Annotated in this window: 17 protein-coding genes; 5 read left to right on the plus strand and 12 right to left on the minus strand. The window is 50.3% G+C overall.

Annotation, left to right across the window (positions count from 1 at the left end; genetic code table 11):
* Positions 1-13 precede the first annotated feature (13 nt).
* The 5 genes from E4L36_RS05015 to E4L36_RS05035 form a co-directional block, all read right to left on the minus strand.
* Complete coding sequence (locus tag E4L36_RS05015; RefSeq protein WP_136679489.1) at positions 14-370, minus strand: HopJ type III effector protein; 357 nt, start codon at positions 368-370, stop codon at positions 14-16.
* A 97-nt stretch (positions 371-467) separates the two neighbouring features.
* On the minus strand, positions 468-1,235 hold the full coding sequence (locus E4L36_RS05020; protein WP_127694106.1) for an amino acid ABC transporter ATP-binding protein: 768 nt from the start codon (positions 1,233-1,235) through the stop codon (positions 468-470).
* Positions 1,236-1,255: 20 nt separating this feature from the next.
* The gene (locus tag E4L36_RS05025; protein ID WP_136679492.1) at positions 1,256-2,353 is read right to left on the minus strand and encodes an amino acid ABC transporter permease; all 1,098 of its coding nucleotides are present in this window, start codon (positions 2,351-2,353) and stop codon (positions 1,256-1,258) included.
* A 9-nt stretch (positions 2,354-2,362) separates the two neighbouring features.
* Positions 2,363-3,562 carry an amino acid ABC transporter permease gene (locus E4L36_RS05030; protein ID WP_136679494.1) on the minus strand — a complete coding sequence of 400 codons (1,200 nt, stop codon included), beginning with the start codon at positions 3,560-3,562 and terminating at the stop codon, positions 2,363-2,365.
* A gap of 98 nt (positions 3,563-3,660) precedes the next feature.
* A complete protein-coding gene (locus E4L36_RS05035; protein ID WP_136679495.1) occupies positions 3,661-4,677 on the minus strand; it encodes an amino acid ABC transporter substrate-binding protein in 1,017 nt (338 codons plus the stop codon).
* Between the two features lie 661 nt (positions 4,678-5,338).
* Between E4L36_RS05035 and E4L36_RS05040 the strand changes: the two genes are divergently transcribed.
* Both E4L36_RS05040 and E4L36_RS05045 read left to right on the plus strand, forming a co-directional pair.
* Complete coding sequence (locus tag E4L36_RS05040) at positions 5,339-7,852, plus strand: EAL domain-containing protein (RefSeq protein ID WP_136679497.1); 2,514 nt, start codon at positions 5,339-5,341, stop codon at positions 7,850-7,852.
* Positions 7,853-7,901: 49 nt separating this feature from the next.
* Positions 7,902-9,602, plus strand: coding sequence for a thiamine pyrophosphate-binding protein (locus E4L36_RS05045; RefSeq protein ID WP_136679499.1), 1,701 nt, complete (start codon positions 7,902-7,904; stop codon positions 9,600-9,602).
* A gap of 2 nt (positions 9,603-9,604) precedes the next feature.
* On the opposite strand, the gene E4L36_RS05050 is transcribed toward E4L36_RS05045, so the two are convergent.
* The 6 genes from E4L36_RS05050 to metG all read right to left on the minus strand — a co-directional run bounded on the left by E4L36_RS05050 (position 9,605) and on the right by metG (position 18,089).
* A complete protein-coding gene (locus tag E4L36_RS05050) occupies positions 9,605-10,417 on the minus strand; it encodes a hypothetical protein (protein ID WP_136679501.1) in 813 nt (270 codons plus the stop codon).
* A complete protein-coding gene (locus tag E4L36_RS05055) occupies positions 10,401-11,213 on the minus strand; it encodes a citrate synthase (protein ID WP_136679503.1) in 813 nt (270 codons plus the stop codon). The genes E4L36_RS05050 and E4L36_RS05055 overlap by 17 nt, the downstream gene beginning before the upstream one ends.
* A gap of 24 nt (positions 11,214-11,237) precedes the next feature.
* Complete coding sequence (locus E4L36_RS05060) at positions 11,238-13,358, minus strand: TonB-dependent receptor (RefSeq protein ID WP_136679504.1); 2,121 nt, start codon at positions 13,356-13,358, stop codon at positions 11,238-11,240.
* Positions 13,359-13,366: 8 nt separating this feature from the next.
* On the minus strand, positions 13,367-14,959 hold the full coding sequence (locus tag E4L36_RS05065; RefSeq protein ID WP_136679506.1) for a HAMP domain-containing sensor histidine kinase: 1,593 nt from the start codon (positions 14,957-14,959) through the stop codon (positions 13,367-13,369).
* Positions 14,960-14,974: 15 nt separating this feature from the next.
* Complete coding sequence (locus tag E4L36_RS05070; RefSeq protein WP_136679508.1) at positions 14,975-15,916, minus strand: ABC transporter substrate binding protein; 942 nt, start codon at positions 15,914-15,916, stop codon at positions 14,975-14,977.
* 127 nt (positions 15,917-16,043) lie between these two features.
* A complete protein-coding gene (metG, locus tag E4L36_RS05075) occupies positions 16,044-18,089 on the minus strand; it encodes a methionine--tRNA ligase (protein WP_136679510.1) in 2,046 nt (681 codons plus the stop codon).
* Positions 18,090-18,262: 173 nt separating this feature from the next.
* Between metG and E4L36_RS05080 the strand changes: the two genes are divergently transcribed.
* Positions 18,263-19,483: an HDOD domain-containing protein gene (locus E4L36_RS05080; protein WP_136679512.1), complete on the plus strand. Its 1,221-nt coding sequence runs from the start codon at positions 18,263-18,265 to the stop codon at positions 19,481-19,483.
* A gap of 119 nt (positions 19,484-19,602) precedes the next feature.
* The gene (gene trmA / locus E4L36_RS05085; RefSeq protein WP_136679514.1) at positions 19,603-20,691 is read left to right on the plus strand and encodes a tRNA (uridine(54)-C5)-methyltransferase TrmA; all 1,089 of its coding nucleotides are present in this window, start codon (positions 19,603-19,605) and stop codon (positions 20,689-20,691) included.
* 28 nt (positions 20,692-20,719) lie between these two features.
* Here trmA and yjeH read toward each other — a convergent pair whose 3' ends face one another.
* The gene (yjeH, locus tag E4L36_RS05090; protein ID WP_136679516.1) at positions 20,720-21,961 is read right to left on the minus strand and encodes an L-methionine/branched-chain amino acid transporter; all 1,242 of its coding nucleotides are present in this window, start codon (positions 21,959-21,961) and stop codon (positions 20,720-20,722) included.
* Positions 21,962-22,084: 123 nt separating this feature from the next.
* Here yjeH and E4L36_RS05095 point away from each other — a divergent pair, with 123 nt between their 5' ends.
* Positions 22,085-22,510 (plus strand): Lrp/AsnC family transcriptional regulator, encoded by a 426-nt coding sequence (locus tag E4L36_RS05095; protein WP_136679518.1) that lies wholly within the window; start codon positions 22,085-22,087, stop codon positions 22,508-22,510.
* Positions 22,511-22,567: the final 57 nt, after the last annotated feature.

A 22,567-nucleotide genomic window follows, 5' to 3' on the forward strand; every position in this document is an offset into this window, starting at 1 on the left:
GCCGTAGAGGCACTTACTCGCCTTTGCGAGTAAGTGCTTCACCTTCAAATGAAATACCGTCCCAGCCGTGCTTCATAAAAGCGCGAATGTTGCCATGATCAGTGCCTTGCGGTGTCGCTAGGACATCACGATAAAACCCGCCAAAGCAGCCGAGTGTCTGCTCTTTATCCAGCCCTTCTAGTTTTGCGAACGCAAAGATCTTACAAGAGCCTTCGTTGGTGCCCGCGGTATTAACAACGGTATCTTCGTTCAGTCCGTTGCGAAAAGTCGTTGGTTGATAAGTAAAGTGCTCTGCGATCACTTGCATCGTTGCTTCGAATGCAACGCCTTCGTTGCTAGCGAGTTGGGCCTTATATTCGCTTAATGTCATGCGCGGTTACCTTTGATAAACAGATAAAAGCGCTGTTTTAGCATATTTATACAAGTTGTGGGGAGTTGGGCAGCGAAAATCGCTGCCCGGATAGGGTTTAGTGTTGCAGAATTTGGCTGAGGAAAAGTTGAGTTCGCTCGTGTTGCGGGTTGTTAAAGAACTCGTGAGGTTCATTCTCTTCAATGATTTGGCCGGCATCCATAAAGATAACGCGGTCTGCGACTGTTTTTGCAAAGCCCATTTCGTGGGTAACGCAAAGCATTGTCATGCCGCCTTCATCAGCCAGTTCGATCATGACATCGAGCACCTCTTTGATCATCTCTGGGTCGAGTGCTGAGGTTGGTTCATCGAAAAGCATCACATCAGGGTTCATGCAGAGCGAGCGCGCGATAGCAACCCGCTGCTGCTGGCCTCCTGATAGCTGCCCTGGGTATTTAAGCGCCTGATCTGGGATTTTTACCCGCTCAAGATACTCCATCGCTGTCGCTTCCGCTTCGGCACGGGGTTTTTTCTTCACCCAAATAGGGGCCAGACAACAGTTCTCCAGCACCGTGAGGTGCGGGAATAGATTGAAGTGCTGGAACACCATGCCGACATCGCGACGAATCAGCTCAATATTTTTGAGATCGTTGGTTAGCTCGGTGCCGTTAACGATGATGTCGCCTTTTTGGTGCTCTTCTAGGCGGTTGATACAGCGAATCATGGTGGACTTGCCGGACCCAGATGGACCGCAAATGACAATACGCTCGCCACGTTGCACTTGTAGGTTGATGTTCTTAAGAACGTGGAACTCGCCGTACCATTTGTTCATGTCGCGTAGTTCGATCATGAACTGTGCTTGGTTACTCTTTTCAAGTGTGCTCATATTATTATTCTCTACACTAACTAGCGTGTGTTATGACCGGTTTGCAGACGTTTCTCGAGGCTCTGGCTGTACTGAGACATACCAAAACAGAAGACCCAGAAAACGAGCGCGACAAAGATATAGCCCTCGGTTGAATACCCTAGCCACTCAGGATCGTTAAGCGCTGCTTGAACAATCGCAAGTAGGTCAAACAAGCCGATAATGAGAACCAGACTGGTATCTTTGAACAGTGCAATAAAGGTGTTCACAATGCCCGGAATCATCAGCTTTAGAGCTTGCGGAAGAATGATGAAGCCCATCGACTTCCAGTAGCCAAGGCCCAGCGCATCTGCGGCCTCATATTGGCCTTTCGGAATCGCTTGAAGACCACCACGCACCACCTCAGCCATATAAGCTGATTGGAACATAATGATGCCAATTAAAGCGCGCAGTAGTTTATCGAATGAGACCTCCTCTGAAACAAAGAGAGGTAGCATGACCGATGCCATGAACAGCACGGTGATCAGTGGCACGCCGCGCCAAAACTCGATATAGATCACCGAAAGGGAGCGCACAATAGGCATATCCGAACGCCGACCAAGGGCCAAGATGACACCGAAAGGCATCGCTGCGACGATACCGATCACCGCTAAAATAAGCGTTAGGCTCAAGCCACCCCACTTGTGGGTCTCGACAACATCAAGGCCAAACCCACCACCGTACATCAGATAAAAGCCGATCACTGGGAATACGAACAGCGTAAACGCAGCAACATAGCCTTTATAGGGGGTCTTATCGATCACGAGCCAAGCGATACAGGCTGCGAAGATATAAAACGTCGTATCGATACGCCAATACTCAGTTTCTGGGTAGAAGCCATAGAGGAATTGATCAATACGGTGGGTTATAAATACCCAGCATGCGCCGCCGCTACTGCATGCCTCACGCGAATCACCGATCCAGTCCGCATCGATCAGCGCCCACTTTAGCATCGGGCCAACGGAGATCGCGAGGAAGTAAAGAATCGCAAGTGTTGCAAGGCTGTTGAGCGGTCCGCTGAACAGGTTGCGCTTTAGCCAGCCGATGAGCCCTGTTGAGTTGGCTGGTGGTGGTAATGTTGGTTGTAGATCGTATTTCATAACCCCTCCTTACCTCTCAATCAACGCACTGCGGCTGTTGTACCAGTTCATAAAGATCGAGGTCAGTACACTGAGTGTTAAGTACACTGCCATCGTCATAAAGATGACCTCAATGGCCTGGCCTGTTTGGTTCAGTGTTGTGCCGGCAAAAACTGACACGAGATCTGGATAACCGATCGCTGTTGCTAATGAGGAGTTCTTCGTCAGGTTTAAATATTGCGATGTCAGTGGTGGAATAATGACGCGCAGCGCTTGTGGAATGATAATAAAGCGCAACGTTCTGCCCCGCGGTAAGCCTAACGCGCTGGCGGCTTCAAGCTGTCCGTGCGGTACCGCTAAAATGCCGCCCCGCACGATCTCAGCAATAAACGCGGCAGTATAAATAGTCAACGCTAACCACAGTGCAATCAATTCAGGAATGAGTGTCACGCCGCCGCGGAAGTTAAAGCCTTTCAGGGCAGGGTAGTCCATCGTAACGGGAGCACCAGCAAAGAAGAAGACCAGTAGAGGTAGGCCGACGATCAAACCCAATGCGATCAAGCCGACAGGGTATTCTCGGCCACTCTCATCATGTTTTTTATCCGCCCAACGCTTGAACAGCCAAGTGGCAACAATGCCGACAATGAGTGCAGTCCAGACAATACCGAAACCGTCTTCGGGGATGGGAGCTGGCAGATAGAGGCCGCGAACATTTAAGTATCCGCCGAATAACTCGAAACTCTGTCGAGGGCTTGGCAGCGTTCTGAGAACAGCGAAGTACCAGAAAAAAATCTGTAGTAGCAGTGGGATGTTGCGGAAAATCTCAACATAAACGGCGCAGATTTTAGCAAGTAACCAGTTCTTGGATAAACGACCAACGCCGATGAGGAACCCTAAGAAGGTGGCAGCAACGATGCCGAGGAATGAGACCAAAACAGTGTTCAGAAGGCCGACGATGAACGTGCGTCCATATGAGTCAGCTTCACTGTAAGGGATAAGTGACTGTAAAATCCCGAAACCAGCTTCTACTGAGAGAAAATCGAACCCGGTTGTAATACCGCGTTGTTCGAGGTTATGCAGCGTATTGCTAACAACAGTCAGGATAAAAGCACCGAGCGCCAATACGATAAGGCCTTGAAAAATAAGCGCACGTTTATCTGGGTCGTTCCAGAAACGCGGAGTACTATCAGGCTTCGTTGGGCTCTCGGGTGATGGTCGATTTGATGACATCAACGAGTTCTCCACAAAAGAAACGCGAGAAAGAGTGCATCCTTTCACTAATCAAAGATGAACCGCTTAGCAAAGTGAGTGCTAAGCGGTTCAGATGATTAACGCATTGGTGGAGCGTATTGCAGACCGCCATCAGTCCATAGTGCGTTGATACCACGGTTAACCTTCAACGGAGAACCTGCACCGACGTTACGGTCAAAAGACTCACCATAGTTACCGGTCTGCTTTATGACTTGATACGCCCAGTCATCATTGAGGCCTAGGCCTTTACCCTTTGGACCTTCCAAGCCGATGAGGCGTCGTACGTTCGGGTTCTTCGATTTTTTCATCTCGTCTACATTGGCAGAGGTCACACCTAGCTCTTCTGCATTTAGGAGCGCGTTATGTGTCCACTTAACAATATTGAACCACTGGTCGTCACCTTGACGAACAACAGGGCCTAGCGGCTCTTTAGAGATGACTTCTGGAAGTACCATGGCTGAATCTGGTTTCTCGAGCTTAATACGCAATGCATACAGCTGAGATTGGTCTGACGTTAACACGTCACAGCGGCCAGCTTCGAAACCTTTGACCGTCTGATCAGACGTATCGAATACCACTGGTGCATAGCTCATGCCATTGAGGCGGAAGTAGTCAGCTAGGTTAAGTTCAGTGGTTGTGCCTGCTTGAATACAAACCGCAGCACCATCTAGTTCTTTGGCGCTTTTTACCCCCAAGTCTTTCGAGACCATGAAGCCTTGACCGTCGTAGTAGTTAACGCCGGCAAAGTTTAGGCCCAGTTGGGTGTCTCGTGTTTGCGTCCAGGTTGTGTTTCGTGGCAGGAGATCAATTTCGCCAGACTGAAGTGCAGTAAAGCGCTCTTTTGCTGTGAGTGGGATGTACTTCACCTTCGTTGCGTCGCCAAGCACTGCTGCAGCAACGGCGCGGCACATATCAACGTCTAAGCCTTTCCAGTTGCCCTTGTCGTCCGGGTTAGAAAAGCCCGGTAGACCTGTACTGACGCCACATTGTAAAACTCCGCGCGCTTTCACAGCGTCCAGAGTAACGTCTGCAAGCACATGGCCAGAAGTGGCAGCTGACAGGATTGTAGCAGTGATCAAGCTTCTTTTTATCATCGGAATAAACCCCCAGGGTCAGAGAAGTTGTTGTTATTGTGTTCTGTCGGGCCACATTGAGTGGCAGGGAGCGATATCTGACCCAATATGTGTCAGCACCGCTGTGTACTTCCAATTTCAAGTTCTACTGTTATCCAAGTGGTCCGCTGGCTGAGCAAAAAATGGTCAGTGTCTTTGGACTACTACTGAAGTAGAGTTTCAAAAAAGAAACGATATTTCAATGCGAATAATACGTAAGGGAAAGTACGTACGTGATTTGGCTGAAGCATTAGAGAAAAGTGATATTTGTTTGATTTAAGTGAGTTATTTTTGCTGTAACGGAGGCTGCTTTGAAACGTAAAAATCAAAAAGGCTGATGACAATTTTGTATGAACCGGCGCTTTTTGTGCGGCCTAGTATACTGTTTGTGTTTACTTTAACTGCATTGCAGTAATGGTATGATTTATTTAAACAATTGTTTTAAATATATGTAAACTAAATGCAGTATTGGATTATACTCCGATCGTCGGCTAGATTTTGTTTAAAACAAATCACTGGCGAGACGTAATTTAACAGCGTTACCGATGTATGGATCAGAGCCACTGCTCCTTACACAGTTCGTATAGAGAGGCTGTCTGTAGAGGTGGCTAGTGGTAGTAACGAATGAAGGGCTGTTGTGTTGATGAAGGGTTTGCCTCAGCTTTTACTTATTCACGGCGACGCTGAACGCCGTGATGTACTTGCACAGTTTATCGAGAGCTTAAACCGCTATGAGGTGGTTGATGCGAGCGATGGAGCTGAGGCCGCTGCTTTGCTCAAAAAAGCGGAAATTGCCTGTATTGTCAGCGATATTGATTTAGACGAACTTGACGGCTGGCGTTTGGTGCGCATGGTTCGCTCAGGTGTATTTAATTGTGCTGCGGCTACGCCATTCTTTGTGGTCACGTCGACGTGGTGCAAACGCATCGCAGAAACGACTGCTCGTGAGTTCGATGTTGATGCGCTCATCCCTTTTGCCCAATTTCATCGTCTCAAAGATTACCTTGAACAAGATCTTTCTCTTCTACCGCAGAAGCAGGCACCTGCTGTCTTAGCGATAGAGGATGCCGAGGAAACGGCCAGCCTGATTGAGCGAATCTTACGCACGCGCTTTTCTGTGGATATCGCGCCGGATGGGCTCTCTGGGCTTGAGCTGTGGCGTGATAAGAAACACCCGATTATCTTGTTAGATGTCATGTTACCCGGCATGTCTGGTCCTGAAGTTATGCGTGAGATTTTGGCTGAAAAGCCAGAGCAAAGCATTGTCATTATGACGGCTCATGGCTCGGCAGATCTCGCTGAAGAGCTCATGCTGCAAGGGGCATGTGACTTTATCAGTAAGCCGTTTCGAACTGAGCAACTGCGTAAAGTGTGTGAGATTGCTGCGCGGCGCGAAGACTTTCTGGTGAGTAATCAGCAATTTGTTGAGACGATTGAAACGCTAAAGCTCAATGAACACGCGTTGGCCTCGCAGACACTGGAGCATCAAGCGATACTGGATAACTTATCGACAGCGGTGCTTGAGCTCGATGAAAACGGTCGTATCTCCTTTGTGAACCAAGCGTGGCTGCGCTTGACCGGTTTGAGTGAAGCGTTATCGCTTGGGAAACGGTTAGTTTCCTTCACGATGCGTGACTCTTTCGTACAAGGCATCTCGCTCGAGGAAGCCATACACCGCATTTATCATACGGATCAAGCGCGTGAGACGTTGGAGTTTAAGCTGCGCGATCAGTATGGACAGGGAATTTGGGTTGAGGCTCGCCTGAGCCAAATCAGCCATCAGCCAGAGAATAAACTTAAGCTCTCTGTTGCAATGGATGATATATCAGCGCGTAAACGCGCCGAGCAGCGTTTAGAGCACCTTGCCATGCACGACTCCTTGACTGGGCTCTACAATCGGCACTTCTTTGATAGTGAGCTGAAACGCTTGGCGGCTTTGTCGTATCGTTACGGCTCGCATCACTGCCTTTTATATATTGATCTTGACCACTTTAAAGCGATCAACGATACCCAAGGCCACAATCAAGGTGATTTAGTACTCAAAGAGGTGGCAGAGAAGCTACAACAACGCCTACGTGAGACAGACCGGCTGTGCCGTATCGGCGGCGACGAATTTACGGCGCTGCTTATCGATACCACGCTGGAAGAGGCCGCCGCCACAGCTCGCAACTTGTGTAAGCTACTATCAGACGACCCGTATCGTTTTGAAGACCAAGTGTTTAAGATCAGTTGTAGTATCGGTATTACAGCGATCAATGGCCATGTCGCGAAACCACAAGTGTATCTACAGCAGGCGGATATAGCGCTTTATATCGCCAAAAACCACGGCCGCAATTGTGTTCATGTCTACACCGACGAGGACCAAGAGGCTGGCGATATCCGCAGCTCGATGAAGTGGCTACATACCGTCAAGAATGCGATAGCGAATGACGACTTAGTGCTGCACTTTCAGCCGATCTATCATATACCCACCAATCAAGTGTCCTATTATGAAGCATTGGTGCGTCTTATGATCGATGATCAGATTATCTATCCGGGCGACTTCATACCTGCGTTGGAGCGTTTTGAGGATGTGGCGTTACTCGATCAGCACGTGATTGCTAAAGCGTTCAAGATGTTGGCAGACCACCCAGAGCTGAAGCGTATTGCGATCAACCTGTCGGCGCAGGCGTTTCGTAATGATTCTGTTGTGCCATGGGTACGGCAGATGCTGACGAAGCACAACGTGGATCCAAAGCGGATCATTTTTGAAATTACAGAGAGTGCTAGCTTATCCAATTTGTCTGTCACGCAAACCATGGTGGGTCAATTGTCGCAAATGGGGTGTGGCTTCTCGATCGATGATTTTGGCACGGGTTTTAGTACATTCTCATATCTGAAAAACCTGCCAGCTGATACGGTTAAGATCGACGGCTCGTTTATCCGCGAGCTGACCTCTAGCCGTATTGATCTTGCCTTGGTTAAAGCGATTCGAGAAGTTGCTGCCGCCCTTGGTAAGTCCACCGTTGCGGAATTTGTTGAGGATAGCGACACGCTAAACCTGCTGCGAGAGATCAACGTTGATTACGCACAGGGCTTTTTCTTAGGGAAGCCAATGGCGATAGATGATCTATTGGCTGAGATGGCAACTGAACCGGTGTTTCCCGACTTTTTATAAAGCGCTAACGCTTGGCTATCTCCTCATTGCCGAGTAGGGAGTGAACAGAATGAGTGATAGCTTCACCTTTGCTGATGTGGTGATCGATTTTCTGCGTCAGTTGAATATTGATCGCGTGTTTGGCGTGCCTGGAGGCTCAATAGAGCCTTTCTTTAACGCCGTGCTGCGGGCACAAAAGCGTGGTGAGATGCAGATTGTGGTATCACGGCATGAGTCAGGTGCCGCCTTCATGGCTGATGGGTATGCGCGGGAGCGGGGGCACTTTGGTGTTTGCTGTGCCACGACGGGGCCCGGTATTACGAATCTGATGACGGGGGTTGCGAGTGCGTTTGTTGATCGCGTCCCTATGTTGGTTATCACTGCCCAGACGCCTTTAGCTAAGTTTGCCAAGCAATCCCTACAAGATAGCTCGCGTAATGGTGTCGATGTTGTATCGATGATGGGCAACTGCACCAAGTTTACGACCCTCGTTTCACATCCCTCACAGCTTGTTAGTAAGCTGATCCAAGCAATCAATACAGCGCAAACGCTACCCCGCGGTCCGGTGCATATCAGTATCCCGTCGGATATCTTGGCGCAAACCTGCGAGCATATCCCAACATTGTCAGTGAGTAATGTGCTTGAGCGTAGTTTCTCCCGGGTTGATCTCGCTGGTGTTGCGCAACTGCAGTCGGAGCTCAAGCGTGCGCAGCGTGTAGCTATTTTAGTGGGTGCTGATTATGACGGCGAGGGCGCTTGGCTGGAATCGCTTGCCGAGCGGTTGAACGCGGCTGTGTTATGTGCGCCAGCTGCTAAGGGGCAGGTCAACGAGTGTTCTTCGCAGTTTGTGGGCGTTTATGGTTTTGCTGGCCATACCAGTGCTCGGGCATTTATTCAGGGCGGGCATTATGACCTATTGCTCTGTTTTGGTACTCGCTTTTGTGAGCTAAGTACTAACGCATGGTCGCCGCATCTTCTCAACGATAAAGTTGTGCATATCGATGCGAACTCTGGAAACTTCGTGCAATCGCCCATGGCGCGCCTACACCTCTTAGCGGATTACGAGGCATTAATGCCTTTGCTGGTTGAGCATGTGGATGAGCTGCGTGCCGATGGATACCGCTGGTTGGGGCCAAGGCAGGAGCAAGCGGCTCAGGTAAACCCCTACTCAAAAGCGGTGCAGCATGTGCCGGTGCTACCTCAAGCGCTTTTTTCATGGCTTGCTAATCGCCTGCCTAAAGAGGCCCGCGTTCATGTGGATGCAGGCAATGCTTGGGCTTGGGCGACGCACTATTTTCGGCGTGCTGAGGTCTCCAATCGCTATCGAATCGCCATGGGGTTTGGATCGATGACCTGGGGCATCGGCAGCGCGATAGGCTCTGCGTTCGCTAATCCGAATGTGCCTCATGTGTGTATCACGGGTGATGGAAGCTATTTGATGGCGGGACAAGAGATTACGGTTGCGCAGCAATATCAATTGCCATTGTTGATGATTATTCTGAATGATAGCGTGTTGGGCATGGTGATGCATGGCCAGCGCATGGGGGGCGCTGAGCGCGGCGGCTTTGAGCTACCGCGAGTGAATTATGCAGCGCTTGCTGAGGCGATGGGGGTGAGAGCGATGCGCGTGAGCAGTGTAATCGCGTTGCAGGCGCTTGATATTGAAGCGCTATTGTCGAAGGAGGGCCCAACGGTTCTCGATGTTCAAATAGACTCAAGCGCTATGCCGCCGATGGGGGAGCGCGTCAAAGGGCTTACGGCGGTAGAGTGACGTTACTGAGATTTGGGCAGTTCGCGATCTGCTGGGCCGTCATACCGAATGTCCTCGCAGCGTAACGGCAGAAATCCCCCCGGAATATCATTACGCACATCGGTGTAGCAGGTTAGGGCGCCAACCGCGATCGAATAGGTGTAGAGCTCAGTCACCTCTCTGCAAGAGAAGCCTTGGTCGGCCAGAAATGCCACGATGTAGCCGCCGAAGTTAAGGCTCTCGCCGGTGCTGTCGCAGATGTGGTCACTGATTGCTACGGCTGTGCGTTCAAACTCACCGGGTTTGAAGCCCAGTTCAAGGCTGGCAGCTTGCATCGCTTTAACGCGCTCATCTCCCAGTGCTATTGGGCGGGTAAACCCGGGTAGCTTTTGCTTGGACGCGACCATGTCAGCGATTGATTCGCCGCTCCGCGATTGCGCAACCAACTGGCTCAGCAGCGTGTAACAGCTCGGCAACACGCCGGGCCCATAGAGCTTCGACTCTGCAGCAAGGATACCGGCCGATGTGCTGGCTACACTGCTTGCTTGCGAACTCGCTCCTAGCGCGGCTACTTGGTTACACCAAATTCTTGCATCAGGCCAGCTGACACAGATAAAGCTCCACTCTACCCACTTTAAAAGCGCGGGGGCGGGGCGTTTACCGGTTAAGTTAAACAGTAACAGCTCGACCCAAGACCACGAGCCAACCACATCATCCAAAAGCGACAAGTTTTGGTTGTAGACCGCATCACCGATGCGCCAACCACCTTTATGGCTGGTGATTTGAGTGCGGCGTGCTAGCCACTCAGCAAAGTGCAGTTCAGGTTTTGATGACATAGTCTTTGTCTTTAAGAAAAGGCATTGCGGTAATGGGTTGGTCGGTCTTCTCGGCTGCCTGCGCAGCAATACCGGGCGCGCTGGCGATCTGGAAAATCAGCTCGGCTTGATAGGGTGAAAAGCCAAGGTCTACCAAGCAGGCTGCGGTCAGCCCAGAAATTCGCCAGCCGATACGCTCATTCGCTTGTGCAGTGATGAGCTGCTGCCCCCACTGCATCATTTTCCCCGCTTGTGGTAAGGCTAGCAGTCTATCAGCGAGTTGGTGCGTGTAGGTATCACGTGTCCCATAGAGGCTCCCAAAGCCCGGTGCTAGTTGCAGTTCGGGCTTGGTATTGTCAGTGGTTAGCTCTGCTGGGGTATCGATCGTAAAGTCTTCGGGCGCTTGACCTTGTGACTTTAAGAGAAATTTGGCCGCTAAAAACACCTCTTCGCTCCCTTGCCATTGACCGCCGAGAACTTGCAATGCGAGCGGTAGTATATGGCTGCTATGTGTTTTACTGACGGCTGCGTTCATGGCTGCACGGGTTGCGTTGTGGCGGGGGCCGGGATGAATAAGTGCGATCAGGAGTTCGTTAAAGAGCGTGTGCTCATCTTGAGTAGGGAGTTCTGCGCGAAATAGCAGAAAGATCACCTCGGCAAAGCTCTTCTGCTGCATCAGTGCCAGGTGTTCATACCCATGGCATCGCGACTCTCGTGAGATAAACGGATTATCATCGCTGGGCTTTTCATGCCAGATGGCAGTGGAGATCTGTTCCGCAAAGTGCTCGTCGCGGCGCGCTTCATTAACATTCTTCATCACCGCTTGTGCTCCGTTTTTTGTTTAAAAGCGCATCTCGACCTGTGCCCAAAGGCTGCGGCTTTCAAGGGCATAATCATCGGCTATTTGTGCCGATGCAGGTTCTGCTGCACTGCTATCAAACAGGTTCTTGGCAATTAACGAAACGGTTAGCTGCCCCTGCATAATCGTTTTCGATAGTTTTGCGTTTACCCAGTGGTAGTCATCGATACGGCTGCGTTGGTCGCCCGTCTCGCGATATCGTGAACCCACCCAGTAGTGCTGTGCTGATATTGTCCAGCTGTTATCAGGCGTATAGCGAAGGTCCAGATAGGTGGTGTGTGATGGTACGCGGGCAATGCGTCTATCTGTATTCGCATCACTAGCATGTTGATATGCGTAGTTGGCGTAGGCGTAAAGCTTACTATTCACGCGCCATGTTGCCTCTAGCTCAGCACCATAACCATCTTGATCTCTGCTGTTTTGATAAACGCGTTGGCTGCCGTTAGGAACGGTAGCAATAAGGCCAGTTGCTCGATAGCGGAATAGGTTTAGTTTGAAATCTGTCGAGAAACTGGGCCGATAGTCAAACGCTAGCTCCAATGTTTCGATCTCTTCAGGTTTTAAGTCGGGGTTGCCGATAAGCGCGGGGTTGTTCATTAGGTACTGCTCACTGAAAGTCGGCGCTCGGAACGCAGTACCGTATAAAAGTTTTGATGTTAAGTTATGAGATGTTTCCCAAATGAGTGCCATACGTGGATTAAGCGAGGAGCCAAAGTCATCATAATGATCCCAGCGTAATCCGGTTGTGAAAGCCACATCATTGCTGATTTGCCACTCATCCTGCGCAGACAAATAAAATGACTGGCTTGACTGATTATTTAAATAAACATTCGCAGAGTCGCTGACATCCGTCAGTTGGTCACTGCCAAACCCCGGCGTGCCGATAACGCCGGGACCATAGTTTTTATACTCTTTGGTTTTTACCCGATCTTTACTCCAGCCAGCACCAAGGCGAAGAGCGTGGTTTTCGATACCTTGGTAGCCAAGAATCGCGTCGATGTTGAGTGTCTCTGAGCGCGACTTAGGGTTGCCGATATAGCCGTGGGGGAAACGGACAACCTGCGTAGTGGGTGCGGAAAAAGCGTTGCCATCTGGGCCAATAGGTAAAACGGCACCTGAAGGAAAGAGGTTAAAAAAGCTATCGCTATCAGTTCGAACAAACGAGCCTTTCGCTTCGAAATGTAAGTGCTTGCTGAGCTCTGTTTGGTAGTTCAGCTGAGATAACCACTGGCTGGCATCTTGATAGCCATCTTGATCCAATGCAAGTGCGCCACCTTGCCCAAGACCGCCATTGGATTGGCGCCAGTACCAGTTAGAGAACTGCCAAGCGCCCCAGCCAAGATCAAGTTGTACCGTGCCTGTATCGTAGCGTGTGGCAAACGCACCGGGCGCTAATGATGCGTCGGTATCGAACAGGGCATCTAGACCGCTCTGGGTATCGCGGGTCGCCATACGAGAATCATCGCCATCTGAGCGCTGTAGCTCAAACGCGATGGAGGCACTCATTTGTTCACCCATGTAGCCTTTGCGTGCCCAGACATCGGTGCTGTTGAATGCACCGTGCCGGACGCCCGCTGCGCCCGTTAGGTTTTCCGCTGCAGTATTCGTGTGGATATTGATTGCGCCGCTGAATGCGTCGGCACCATAGACAGCCGAGCCAGGTCCGCGAATGACTTCAATACGGCTGATATTGCTCACCGGCATCCGAAACGTGAATGGCAGGCCACCGTTGGCGTTTTGCTTAATCTCGGTGCCATTGATCATAATCAGCACCTGCGGGTTAAAGCCAGTCTCAATACCTCGTATGGAGTAAACCGAGTCCATACGGCTCAGGTCTGATGGCATAACGTGTAGACCCGGAATGCGCTCAAGTACTTCACGTAGATTGGTAACGCCCATCGCTTGGATCTGCTCGGCGGATATCACGCTGGCTGATGATGGCGCTTGGCGCAGTGAGCGCTGCGTTCCGGTGGCGATAGTGACAAGTTCGTCTTCAGCGTAGTAGCCCCCCAGCTCGTCATTTTCATAGGCGTTGTTGGCGTATACTGACGCGCTAGCAACGAGAGCCAGTGAGAGAGCTGAGTATCGCTTCTGAAGGAACATGTTGATATCTAACCTTTTTGGTCCTCGGAGGACCCCATTGTAAGTGAGTTTTTAAAGGTAACCTGCTTTGGTAGTGTCAGTGTGAAAAGGGAGCCTTGCTCCTGCGCACTACTGACGTGGATACTGCCATTCATCATTTCGGCAAAGTGTTTGGATATCGCTAAGCCGAGCCCTGTGCCTCCATAGCGGCGCTTCACACTACCATCACCTTGACTGAATTTATCAAAGATAGACTCGAGTTTATCCGCTGCGATACCGACACCGGTATCTGAGACGGCAAATTTAACCGTTTCATCTTGCAAATCAATATGTAACTCAACAGTGCCCGCTTTGGTGAACTTACACGCATTCGACAGTAAGTTCAGCAAAATCTGCTGCGTTTTTTCCTTATCGATCAGCAGAATGCTGTCATTATCGGGTAGGTGGATTGTGAGCGTATTGCTGTTGCGAACCGCTAATGGCCGGATAATCGCTTCGGTCTCTTTGGTAAGGCGTTTCAAAGGTGTTTCGGTTAAGACGAGCTCGGTTTTTCCCGCCTCACACTTAGCAAGATCGAGAATCGAGTTGATGAGTGTTAACAGGCGGTTCGCTGCGCTAAGAGATGCCTCTAAATCACTCACTTGGTCATACATTCCCTGCTCGTTTAACTCTTCAACAACGAGGTCAATATAACCCATGACCGCTTGAAGCGGTGTGCGCAATTCGTGGCTGATATTCGCTAGAAACTCAGACTGAGTGCGTACTGCGACGAGCGCTGTATCGCGCGCGTGCGTTAGCTCCTTGGTACGGATCTCTACTTCAGATTCTAAGCTGGTGTTTAGCTCTTTTAAGCGCTTTTCCTGTGCCTCTAGAGCTGCCATCATGGCATTATAGCTTTGAGCTATGCTGTGAACTTCTTGAGGGCCGCTAATCTCTGCATAGGTATGGGCTCCGCTATCTTGAGCGGCTTTCATTGTCGCTGATAGGGCACGTATTGGATCGATAATCCGGCGCAGGCCGATATTTAATAGCCACAAACATAGTAGCGCGAATACGATACCGATACCGATTGTGTAGGAGAACAGCTGCTGGGTCAGCTGCACGATAGAGCTTTTCGAGACTTGGATCATAACGAATCCAAGCAGTTGTTGGGTGTGAGTTTGCGAAAGAGCGAACTCAGTAAAGGTTTCTCTATCGTCCTCCAAAATCACGGGGGAGGTAATAATCCAGTAGTCACGCGCATCCACTGCGATAGTCGGTTTGGGTGAGGATAACCAGTCAGCAAGTTTTGCTTGATCGGGTTGAATCTCGCCTTTTACAAACAGTGCTTGCTGTGTATCGGCGAAGATAGCACCACCTGTAACATCAGCAAAACCCATCACTTGAGATAGCGCCGATTCGGCATTGTCTTCACTGCGGGTCAACAGGGCGAGCACGCTTTGCTTACTGAAGTGATCGGCAATTTGTAACGCGTTTTTCTCAAGTACTTGGCCGGATTGATGCAGGGCAATCCAAGATGACACCGTAGAGCTAACAAGCGACAGTAACGCGATAGCGGCGATCAAAAAGATCATCAGCTGGCGCCGGAAGCTATAGTTCTTGTTGTTGATCATCTGGTTCATGCTATCACGTCAGTACTACGGTTGCGGATAAGTTCGATACACAGAGCGAAGTTGAGCTGGCGTTAGTTTGATGCCCACGTGCGCTGCAGTGCGTTGGTTTATAACGAGTTTATCTGATTTAGAAAATTCAATCCCGAGGTTCTTTTCCTCTTGTTGTAGGCTGCCGACCAATTCAGCCAACCTTCTACCAGTACGCTCGTTGTCAGGAAACAACGAGAACAGTGCGCCACGCCGCACAAATGACGGTTTGCTCGCAAAAATAATCAGGCGTTTCTCCCATGCCTCCTGCAAAAGTATCGGCAGGATCACCGACTCATTCGTTGCTTGCCGGTCGGGGGGTAGCCACAATGCATCACGGAGTCGGTCAGCATGCGTTAATAAGCGTTTATAGAGCGCCAAGGTACTTGCAATATCAGAGGCGTAATGAATCGTTAGCTTGATACGTTGGCGGGCAGCTGACGCCTGAGCAATAGGCTCTAGCCAGCGGCTTTGCTCAGATAAAATGGTATGAACTTGCTGAATATTTGGGGATAAGCGCTTGAGCTGCACAAACAGCTCTTCTGGATCTGGAATGAGGCTAACGCCCGTACCTTGTCCGGGTATCAGCGGTAGCGCACCGCTAACCAAAGGCCTTTCGCTAGTGAGTTGTTCGGCTTGGGTGTAGCCGCTGCGGCCGAGTGTAATGATGGCATCAACACTATCATTGCGAAGCTGAGCTTGTAACGTGGCCGAGTCTGTTGATGTATCGAGCGGGTAGAGCTTGACCGTACCTAAGTACTGATCTCGGATCCCATCAATCAGTTGCGAGAAGACTTGGCGATAGGGGGGAGGAGCATCAGGGTAGAGCACTCCAAGAACAGAGGCCGTAGCCGTAGATGCAGAAAGCGCGACCACCCACAACAAGGTTGAGGCAATCCAATATCGACATTGCTCTTTGGGTGACTTCCAGTTCAGCATAAAGTGCGCACAAGTTAAACGACATCCTCAAGCATAGAACTAACTACATCATAATGCAGGGGTAGCAAGTTAAATAATTACAATGAGCCCTCGTTACGCTTTACTCACGTATCGAGGGCTCATGCTATTACATAATACGCATGCCTGGCTGAGCGCCATCGTGCGGTTCAAGAATCCATAGATCTTTGCCGCCAGGGCCTGCTGCTAGCACCATGCCCTCAGACATGCCAAATTTCATTTTGCGAGGTGCGAGGTTCGCCACCATAACCGTAAGCTTACCTTCGAGGTCTTCGGGGCTATAAGCTGATTTGATACCCGCAAAAACGTTGCGCGTCTCACCACCAAGATCCAGTGTGAGCTGCAATAGCTTATCTGCGCCTTTTACATGCTCAGCTTTCGCAATACGTGCAACACGTAGGTCGACTTTGGCAAAATCATCGAACGTGATCTCGTCAGCAATCGGTGTCTCTTGCAGCGGCGTTTTCTCGGCTGTCGGTGCTGCAGGTGCTGCGGCGGCCATCGCTGCTAATGTCGCTTTGCTATCTTCGATCATCGCGTTGACTTTATCTTCTTCAATACGCTGCATCAGCGGCTTGAACTTGTTTACTTTGTGATCAAGCAGCGGTGTGTTGATAGCGTCCCATGCAAAGCTATCGATATTCAAAAATTCGGCGGCTTCTGCTGCAACATGCGGAAGTACCGGCGCAAGGTAGGAGACAATAACGCGGAACAAGTTGATGCCCATTGTGCAGCAATTTTGAACCTCTTGCTCCTTGCCTTCCTGTTTTGCTAATACCCACGGCTCCGCTGCGTCGATATATTGGTTAGCCTTATCCGCTAAAGCCATAATTTCGCGCATCGCACGGCCGTACTCACGTTTCTCGTATGCTGTGGCGATACTCTCGCTCATGGCGGCCGCTTCATTATAGAGCTCGGCGTTTACAAGTTGAGAGCTCAGCTGACCATCAAACTTCTTCTTGATAAAGCCGGCGCAACGTGAAGCAATGTTGATCACCTTATTCACGAGATCCGCGTTAACACGCATACGGAAGTCTTCGAGGTTAAGGTCGATATCATCAATGCCAGAGCTTAACTTGGCTGCAAAGTAGTAACGCAAGTATTCAGGGCGTAAGTGCTTGAGGTAGGTCTCGGCCATGATAAACGTGCCACGAGACTTAGACATCTTCTGCCCATCAACGGTCAAGAAGCCATGGCAGAAAACGCCATCGGGCTTACGGAATCCGGCACCTTCCAACATGGCGGGCCAAAACAGAGTATGGAAGTACGCGATATCTTTACCAATAAAGTGATATAGCTCGGTATCGGATGCTTCGCTCCAGTACTCATCAAAGCTTACGCCGTTGTTATCACACCAGTTCTTAAAGCTGGCCATGTAACCGATCGGCGCATCCAGCCAGACATAGAAATACTTACCCGGTGCACCTGGAATTTCGAAACCCCAGTAGGGCGCATCGCGAGAGATATCCCAGTTTTGCAGACCCGCTTCGAACCACTCGTTGAGCTTGTGGATCATCTGCTCTTGTACGTGGTTATCAACCCAATTACGCAAGAACGCTTCAAAGTCGCCTAGTTTGAAGAAATAGTGCTCAGACTCTTTCTCAATCGGTTTAGCACCAGATACGGCAGAGTAAGCATTTTTCAGCTCAACTGGGCTGTAAGTTGCACCACATTTTTCGCAGGAGTCGCCATATTGATCCTGAGCGCCACATTTCGGGCAGTCACCTTTGACAAAGCGGTCAGGCAAGAACATCTCTTTTTCAGGATCATAAGCTTGCGTGATGGTCTTTTGGGCAATGTGGCCTTTGTCGCGCAAGCGGGTATAGATCAGCGATGCAAACTCGCGGTTTTCGTCCGAGTGCGTCGAGTAGTAGTTATCAAACCCTACCATGAAGCCAGAAAAATCACGCTGGTGCTCGGCACTTACTTGGTCGATCAGTTGCTGCGGCGAAATACCCATCTGGTCTGCTTTCAGCATGATCGGGGTACCGTGCGCATCATCAGCACAGACGTAAGTGCATTGGTGGCCGCGTTGTTTTTGGAAACGTACCCAGATATCAGTCTGGATATATTCCACTAAGTGTCCGAGGTGAATTGGCCCGTTGGCGTACGGCAAAGCACTGGTCACTAAGATTTTTCGGGTATTTTTAGTCATGGTTCTCAGGGCGTCGCTAAATAGAATAAACAATGGCTCGCTAGTTTACGTTTTTAAGTTGATGTAGAACAGAATTAACACGAAATTTAAGTGGACTAAGCGGGTATCTTGCTTTTAAAGTGGGGTATCTATTCGTAATTCGTACCCGATATCAATTGTGGGGTGGACCCAATATGGACGCGAAAGTGAAACCAGCAATGCATGACAAGAGCATTCTGGTGTGTCGCTCAGCTGCACTTAGGGATGATGCTATCAGTACGGTTGCCGAGCTAAATAGCTGGTTCGTCAATTACGTTGATTCCTCCGAAGAACTGCTCGAACGCATTGAGCAGTATCACTATGACATTCTTATCATCGGTATTCCTGCTGACGCAGAGCAAACGGTCTCAGCGCTTGCCGAGATCATTCGTTTGCGCCCTGATGCGGTGCGTATCGTGGTAGCGAGTAACCTCTCGCCAACCCTAACGGCTCGAGTGGCTGAAGTGGCACACTCGTGTTTACCTTTTGATTGTACGGATGTGCAGATCTCCTGTGCTGTTGAGCGTGCGTTAAAGGTGATTGGCCTGATTCAGCGCCCTGAGATCAAACGCGTCATCGGTGGTATCAAGCGGCTTCCATCGCTGCCTGCTATTTATGAAAAGCTCAATCAGGCATTAATGTCTGGCCACGCTAACGCGAACGATATCTCTGAGATACTCGAGCAAGACCCAGCGATGGCAGCGAAGGTTCTCCAACTGGTCAATTCGGCGTTCTTTGGTTTGGAGAGGCAAATCTATCGTTTGAACGAAGCTGTGACGATTCTGGGGCTGCGTTTGATTCGTGACTTAGCGTTGTCATCCCACCTGTTTGAGGCACTGCCATCAGGTTATGGTTGGGATAGCTTTTCGTTTGAACAAGTACACCAACGTTCGTTGCTGGTGGCGCGGCTAGCCCAGGATATCAGCCGCTCGGTCGGTGCTGACCGCAATGCTCAGGCGCAAGCGTTTCTTGCGGGCCTGCTAAGCGACTTCGGTATGTTGTTACTGGCCAATCATGATCCTGAGGGCTACCGACAGGTTGTTGGTTTATCCGGTGAGATGCAGCAGCCTTTATACGTTGTAGAGAAGATGAACATTGGCGTTTCCCACGCCGAAGCAGGTGCCTACTTGCTAGGGCTATGGAATCTTCCACCTGCGGTGATTGAAGCGGTGCTGTTCCATCATTTCCCTGCCAGCAGTGCTAGTGATGAGTTTCAGCCATTAACCGCTGTGCATGTAGCTGACGCGCTGCTTGCTCCGGTTAGTTCCGCCTACGATGCGAAAATCTCCAGCCAGCTAGCGCTCAAGTATCTTGAGCGCCTGGGTGTAGAGCACAAACTCAATGACTGGCAAGCACTGGCTGCCAAGTATCAGTAAAACGATGGCTGCTGTTGTGCCGGTTTAATATGTGCCGGCGCAGCAACAGCGGTTGACCCACTTCTTTGTACTGCTAGAATGCCTCGCTCTCTTATTTACCAAGCTTTTGAGGTTGTTCCATGGCGCTTCCCGATATTCGACCCGATCAATACGATGCTCTTTTGTCTGAAAAAGTGGCGGATATCCAAGCACGCTTTGCAGCGTTTGAACCTCCTCAGATAGAGTCGTTTGCATCGCCCAAGAAGCATTACCGCTTACGTGCAGAGTTCCGTGTTTGGCATGATGGTGATGATCTTTACTACGTTATGTTTGAACCGGGTGATAACCGTAATCCAGTGCGTCTCGACGAATGCGAAATGGTGGCGCTACCGATTCGCAATGTCATGTTCGAGCTGTTGGACGTCATTCGTGACAACAGAGATCTGCGTTTTAAGCTGTTTCAAATTGACTTCCTGAGCACCTTATCTGGCGAGTTGTTGGTTAGTTTGCTTTATCATCGTCCGATTGATGAGGCATGGGAAGAGCAAGTACAGCTGCTGCGCTCGCGCTTTAACATCGATGTGGTGGGGCGCTCACGTAAAAAGAAAGTGGTGCTGGAGCGCGACTTCGTTATGGAAAAGATGGAGATCAACGGGCGCACCTATACCTACAAACAGGTTGAAAATAGCTTCACCCAACCAAACGGTGAAGTGTGCCGTGACATGATTCGCTGGGCGCTTGATGTGACGCGAGATGCCGGCGGTGATTTGGTCGAGTTTTACTGCGGTAATGGCAACTTTACGATCCCATTAGCGCAGAATTTCCGGCGTGTTGTCGCAACGGAGATCTCCAAAACATCGGTGCGTGCTGCACAAGAGAATATTGAGTCTAATAATATCGAGAACCTCGATATTCTGCGTATGCCTTCAGAGGACCTCACGCTTGTGCTGCAAGGCAAGAAAGAGACGCGTAAAGTGGCTGGGCTTGAGTTAGATTCTTGTAAGTTCTCGACTGTTTTGGTTGATCCACCGCGCGCAGGTCTCGATGATGGCACAATCGAGCAGGTGACTGAGTACGACAATATTGTTTACATCAGCTGTAACCCTGACACGCTTTACAGCAATCTGGAAACCATCTGTCGCACCCACAAAGTCGAGCGCTTTGCGGTGTTCGACCAGTTTCCCTACACCCATCACCTCGAGTGTGGCGTTTATCTAACAAAGCGCTAATGAAGAACGCGGCCAAAGGCCGCGTTTTTTATGACGCTTGTGTAGCCTTGCCTGGCTGGCGCGATACCCATAATCCAGTTGTGGCTAACAGAAGTGCGGCATAGATCATGGCTGCTCCTAAGCTAATGATGAAGAGCAGACAAGCAAGCAGACCGAGAGTGATCCATAGCCGGTTAGCTTGTGGTAGTAAACGCCATGCGGCCAGCATACTCGCGATGTAAACCAGCACAAAAACACCGTTCACCCACTGCATCATCGCTGTATAGGGTAATGCCAACAGGTGGCTTAGCAGCAGTACACCCGCCGAGATCAATAGAAAGCTCATCAGTGCCATTTCGGGTGTTTGATGTTTATTGAGCTTTGCAAGCCGCTGCGGGAGGACGCCTTCGCAACTGAAGCTCCAGGCAAGACGCGCCACACTCGCAAAGTAGACATTTACGGTTGCGATGCCGCTGATAAATCCAAGCAAAGCGATAACCCAACGCCCCACGCCGCCGAAGAGTTGCTCGAAGGTACCCACAATGGCGAGCGGCTGCCCAAGGCCAAAGCTTGAAAGGTGGGTGCACCCGATATAGATCAGGCCAACTAGCACAACGCCAATGAGCATTGCTGGCATGAAATCGCGCTGTACGTCACGAAACTCCTCGCTCAGGTGCGTGGCTGTCTCGATACCTAGAAAGCTCCAAATCGCGATGCTGACTGCAACCATAACACCACTCCAGGTACCCGGTATGGCGGTATGTTCTGGGTGAATAGCAGGCGGGCTTGCCACCACCGCAACGAACAACAGAATGACCACACCGGTAATCGCAATAGTTAGGCCCAGTTGCAGCGTGCCTGAGAGTTGAATCCCTTGGCGGTTAATGATGAAGATGATTCCCAGTAGCAGAAGCTGTCCGAATAGCTCTTCACCTTCATTGAGGGTCGCGATGGGTGTTAAAAACTCAAAGGTGATCATCAGTGCTGCAGGCGCGCCGAGCGGCACCACAAAGAGAAACATCAAACCGACGACTCGGCCAGCTTTTGCCGAGAATGCTCGCTCGACGAAGTAAGCGGGGCCTGCGGCATGGGGGAAGTGTCGTCCCAGTTGCGCGAAAACCTGTGTTAACGGCAAAATGGCCAATAGCAGCAGTCCCCATGCGAGTATCGCTTTATCGCCTGCTGCCGCTAACGTGAGTTGTGGCAAGATAAAAACGCCAGTACCCAGTAGCGTTGTTGCGATAAGCCCCATCCCTTGCCAGCGGGTAATTGTTTGTTTTAGCCTAGTCATCTCTTATTTCTCGTGTCTTCACATAAATACGCCGAGTCAGTCTAAGGCTTTTAAGCGCTGCAAACTGCGCGTTGCTGCCGTCATTTTGCGGGTTTTTCTGTCGTTTTGTTGGGTAACTAAGAAGTGGATAAGTTTGATCAAGCGATCCTTGCGGTGCTAAGCGAAAACGCACGCACTAGCGTTTCAGCAATCGCCGAGCGGGTGAATCTATCGCGCTCAGCTGTTACGGAGCGCATTCGCCGTATGGAACAGATGGGTGAGATCCGTGGCTATCGCGTTGAACGCCCTCCGTATGTTGAGGGAGAGGCAAAGGTGCAGGCGTACCTTGAAGTAACGCAAAAAGGTTACCGCTGCGAAGAGATTGCTGCGCGGTTACTGAGCTTGCCGGGGGTGACGTGTTGCCATGGTGTCAGTGGTGAAGTTGATCTATTTGCATTCGTTGAAACCACCGATATGCAGCAATTACATGAGCTGCGCTACCAGATTGACCAGTTGCTTCCCAGCGATGTGACGGTGACAACCCATGTTGTGATGCGCGAGTGGCGCTAATTGATCTTTACCCTCATCGAATAAAACTATTGATAATTAAACGATGTTTAATTAAGG

Source organism: Neptunomonas sp. XY-337, from assembly GCF_004959845.1.
GTDB lineage: Bacteria > Pseudomonadota > Gammaproteobacteria > Pseudomonadales > Balneatricaceae > Neptunomonas > Neptunomonas marina.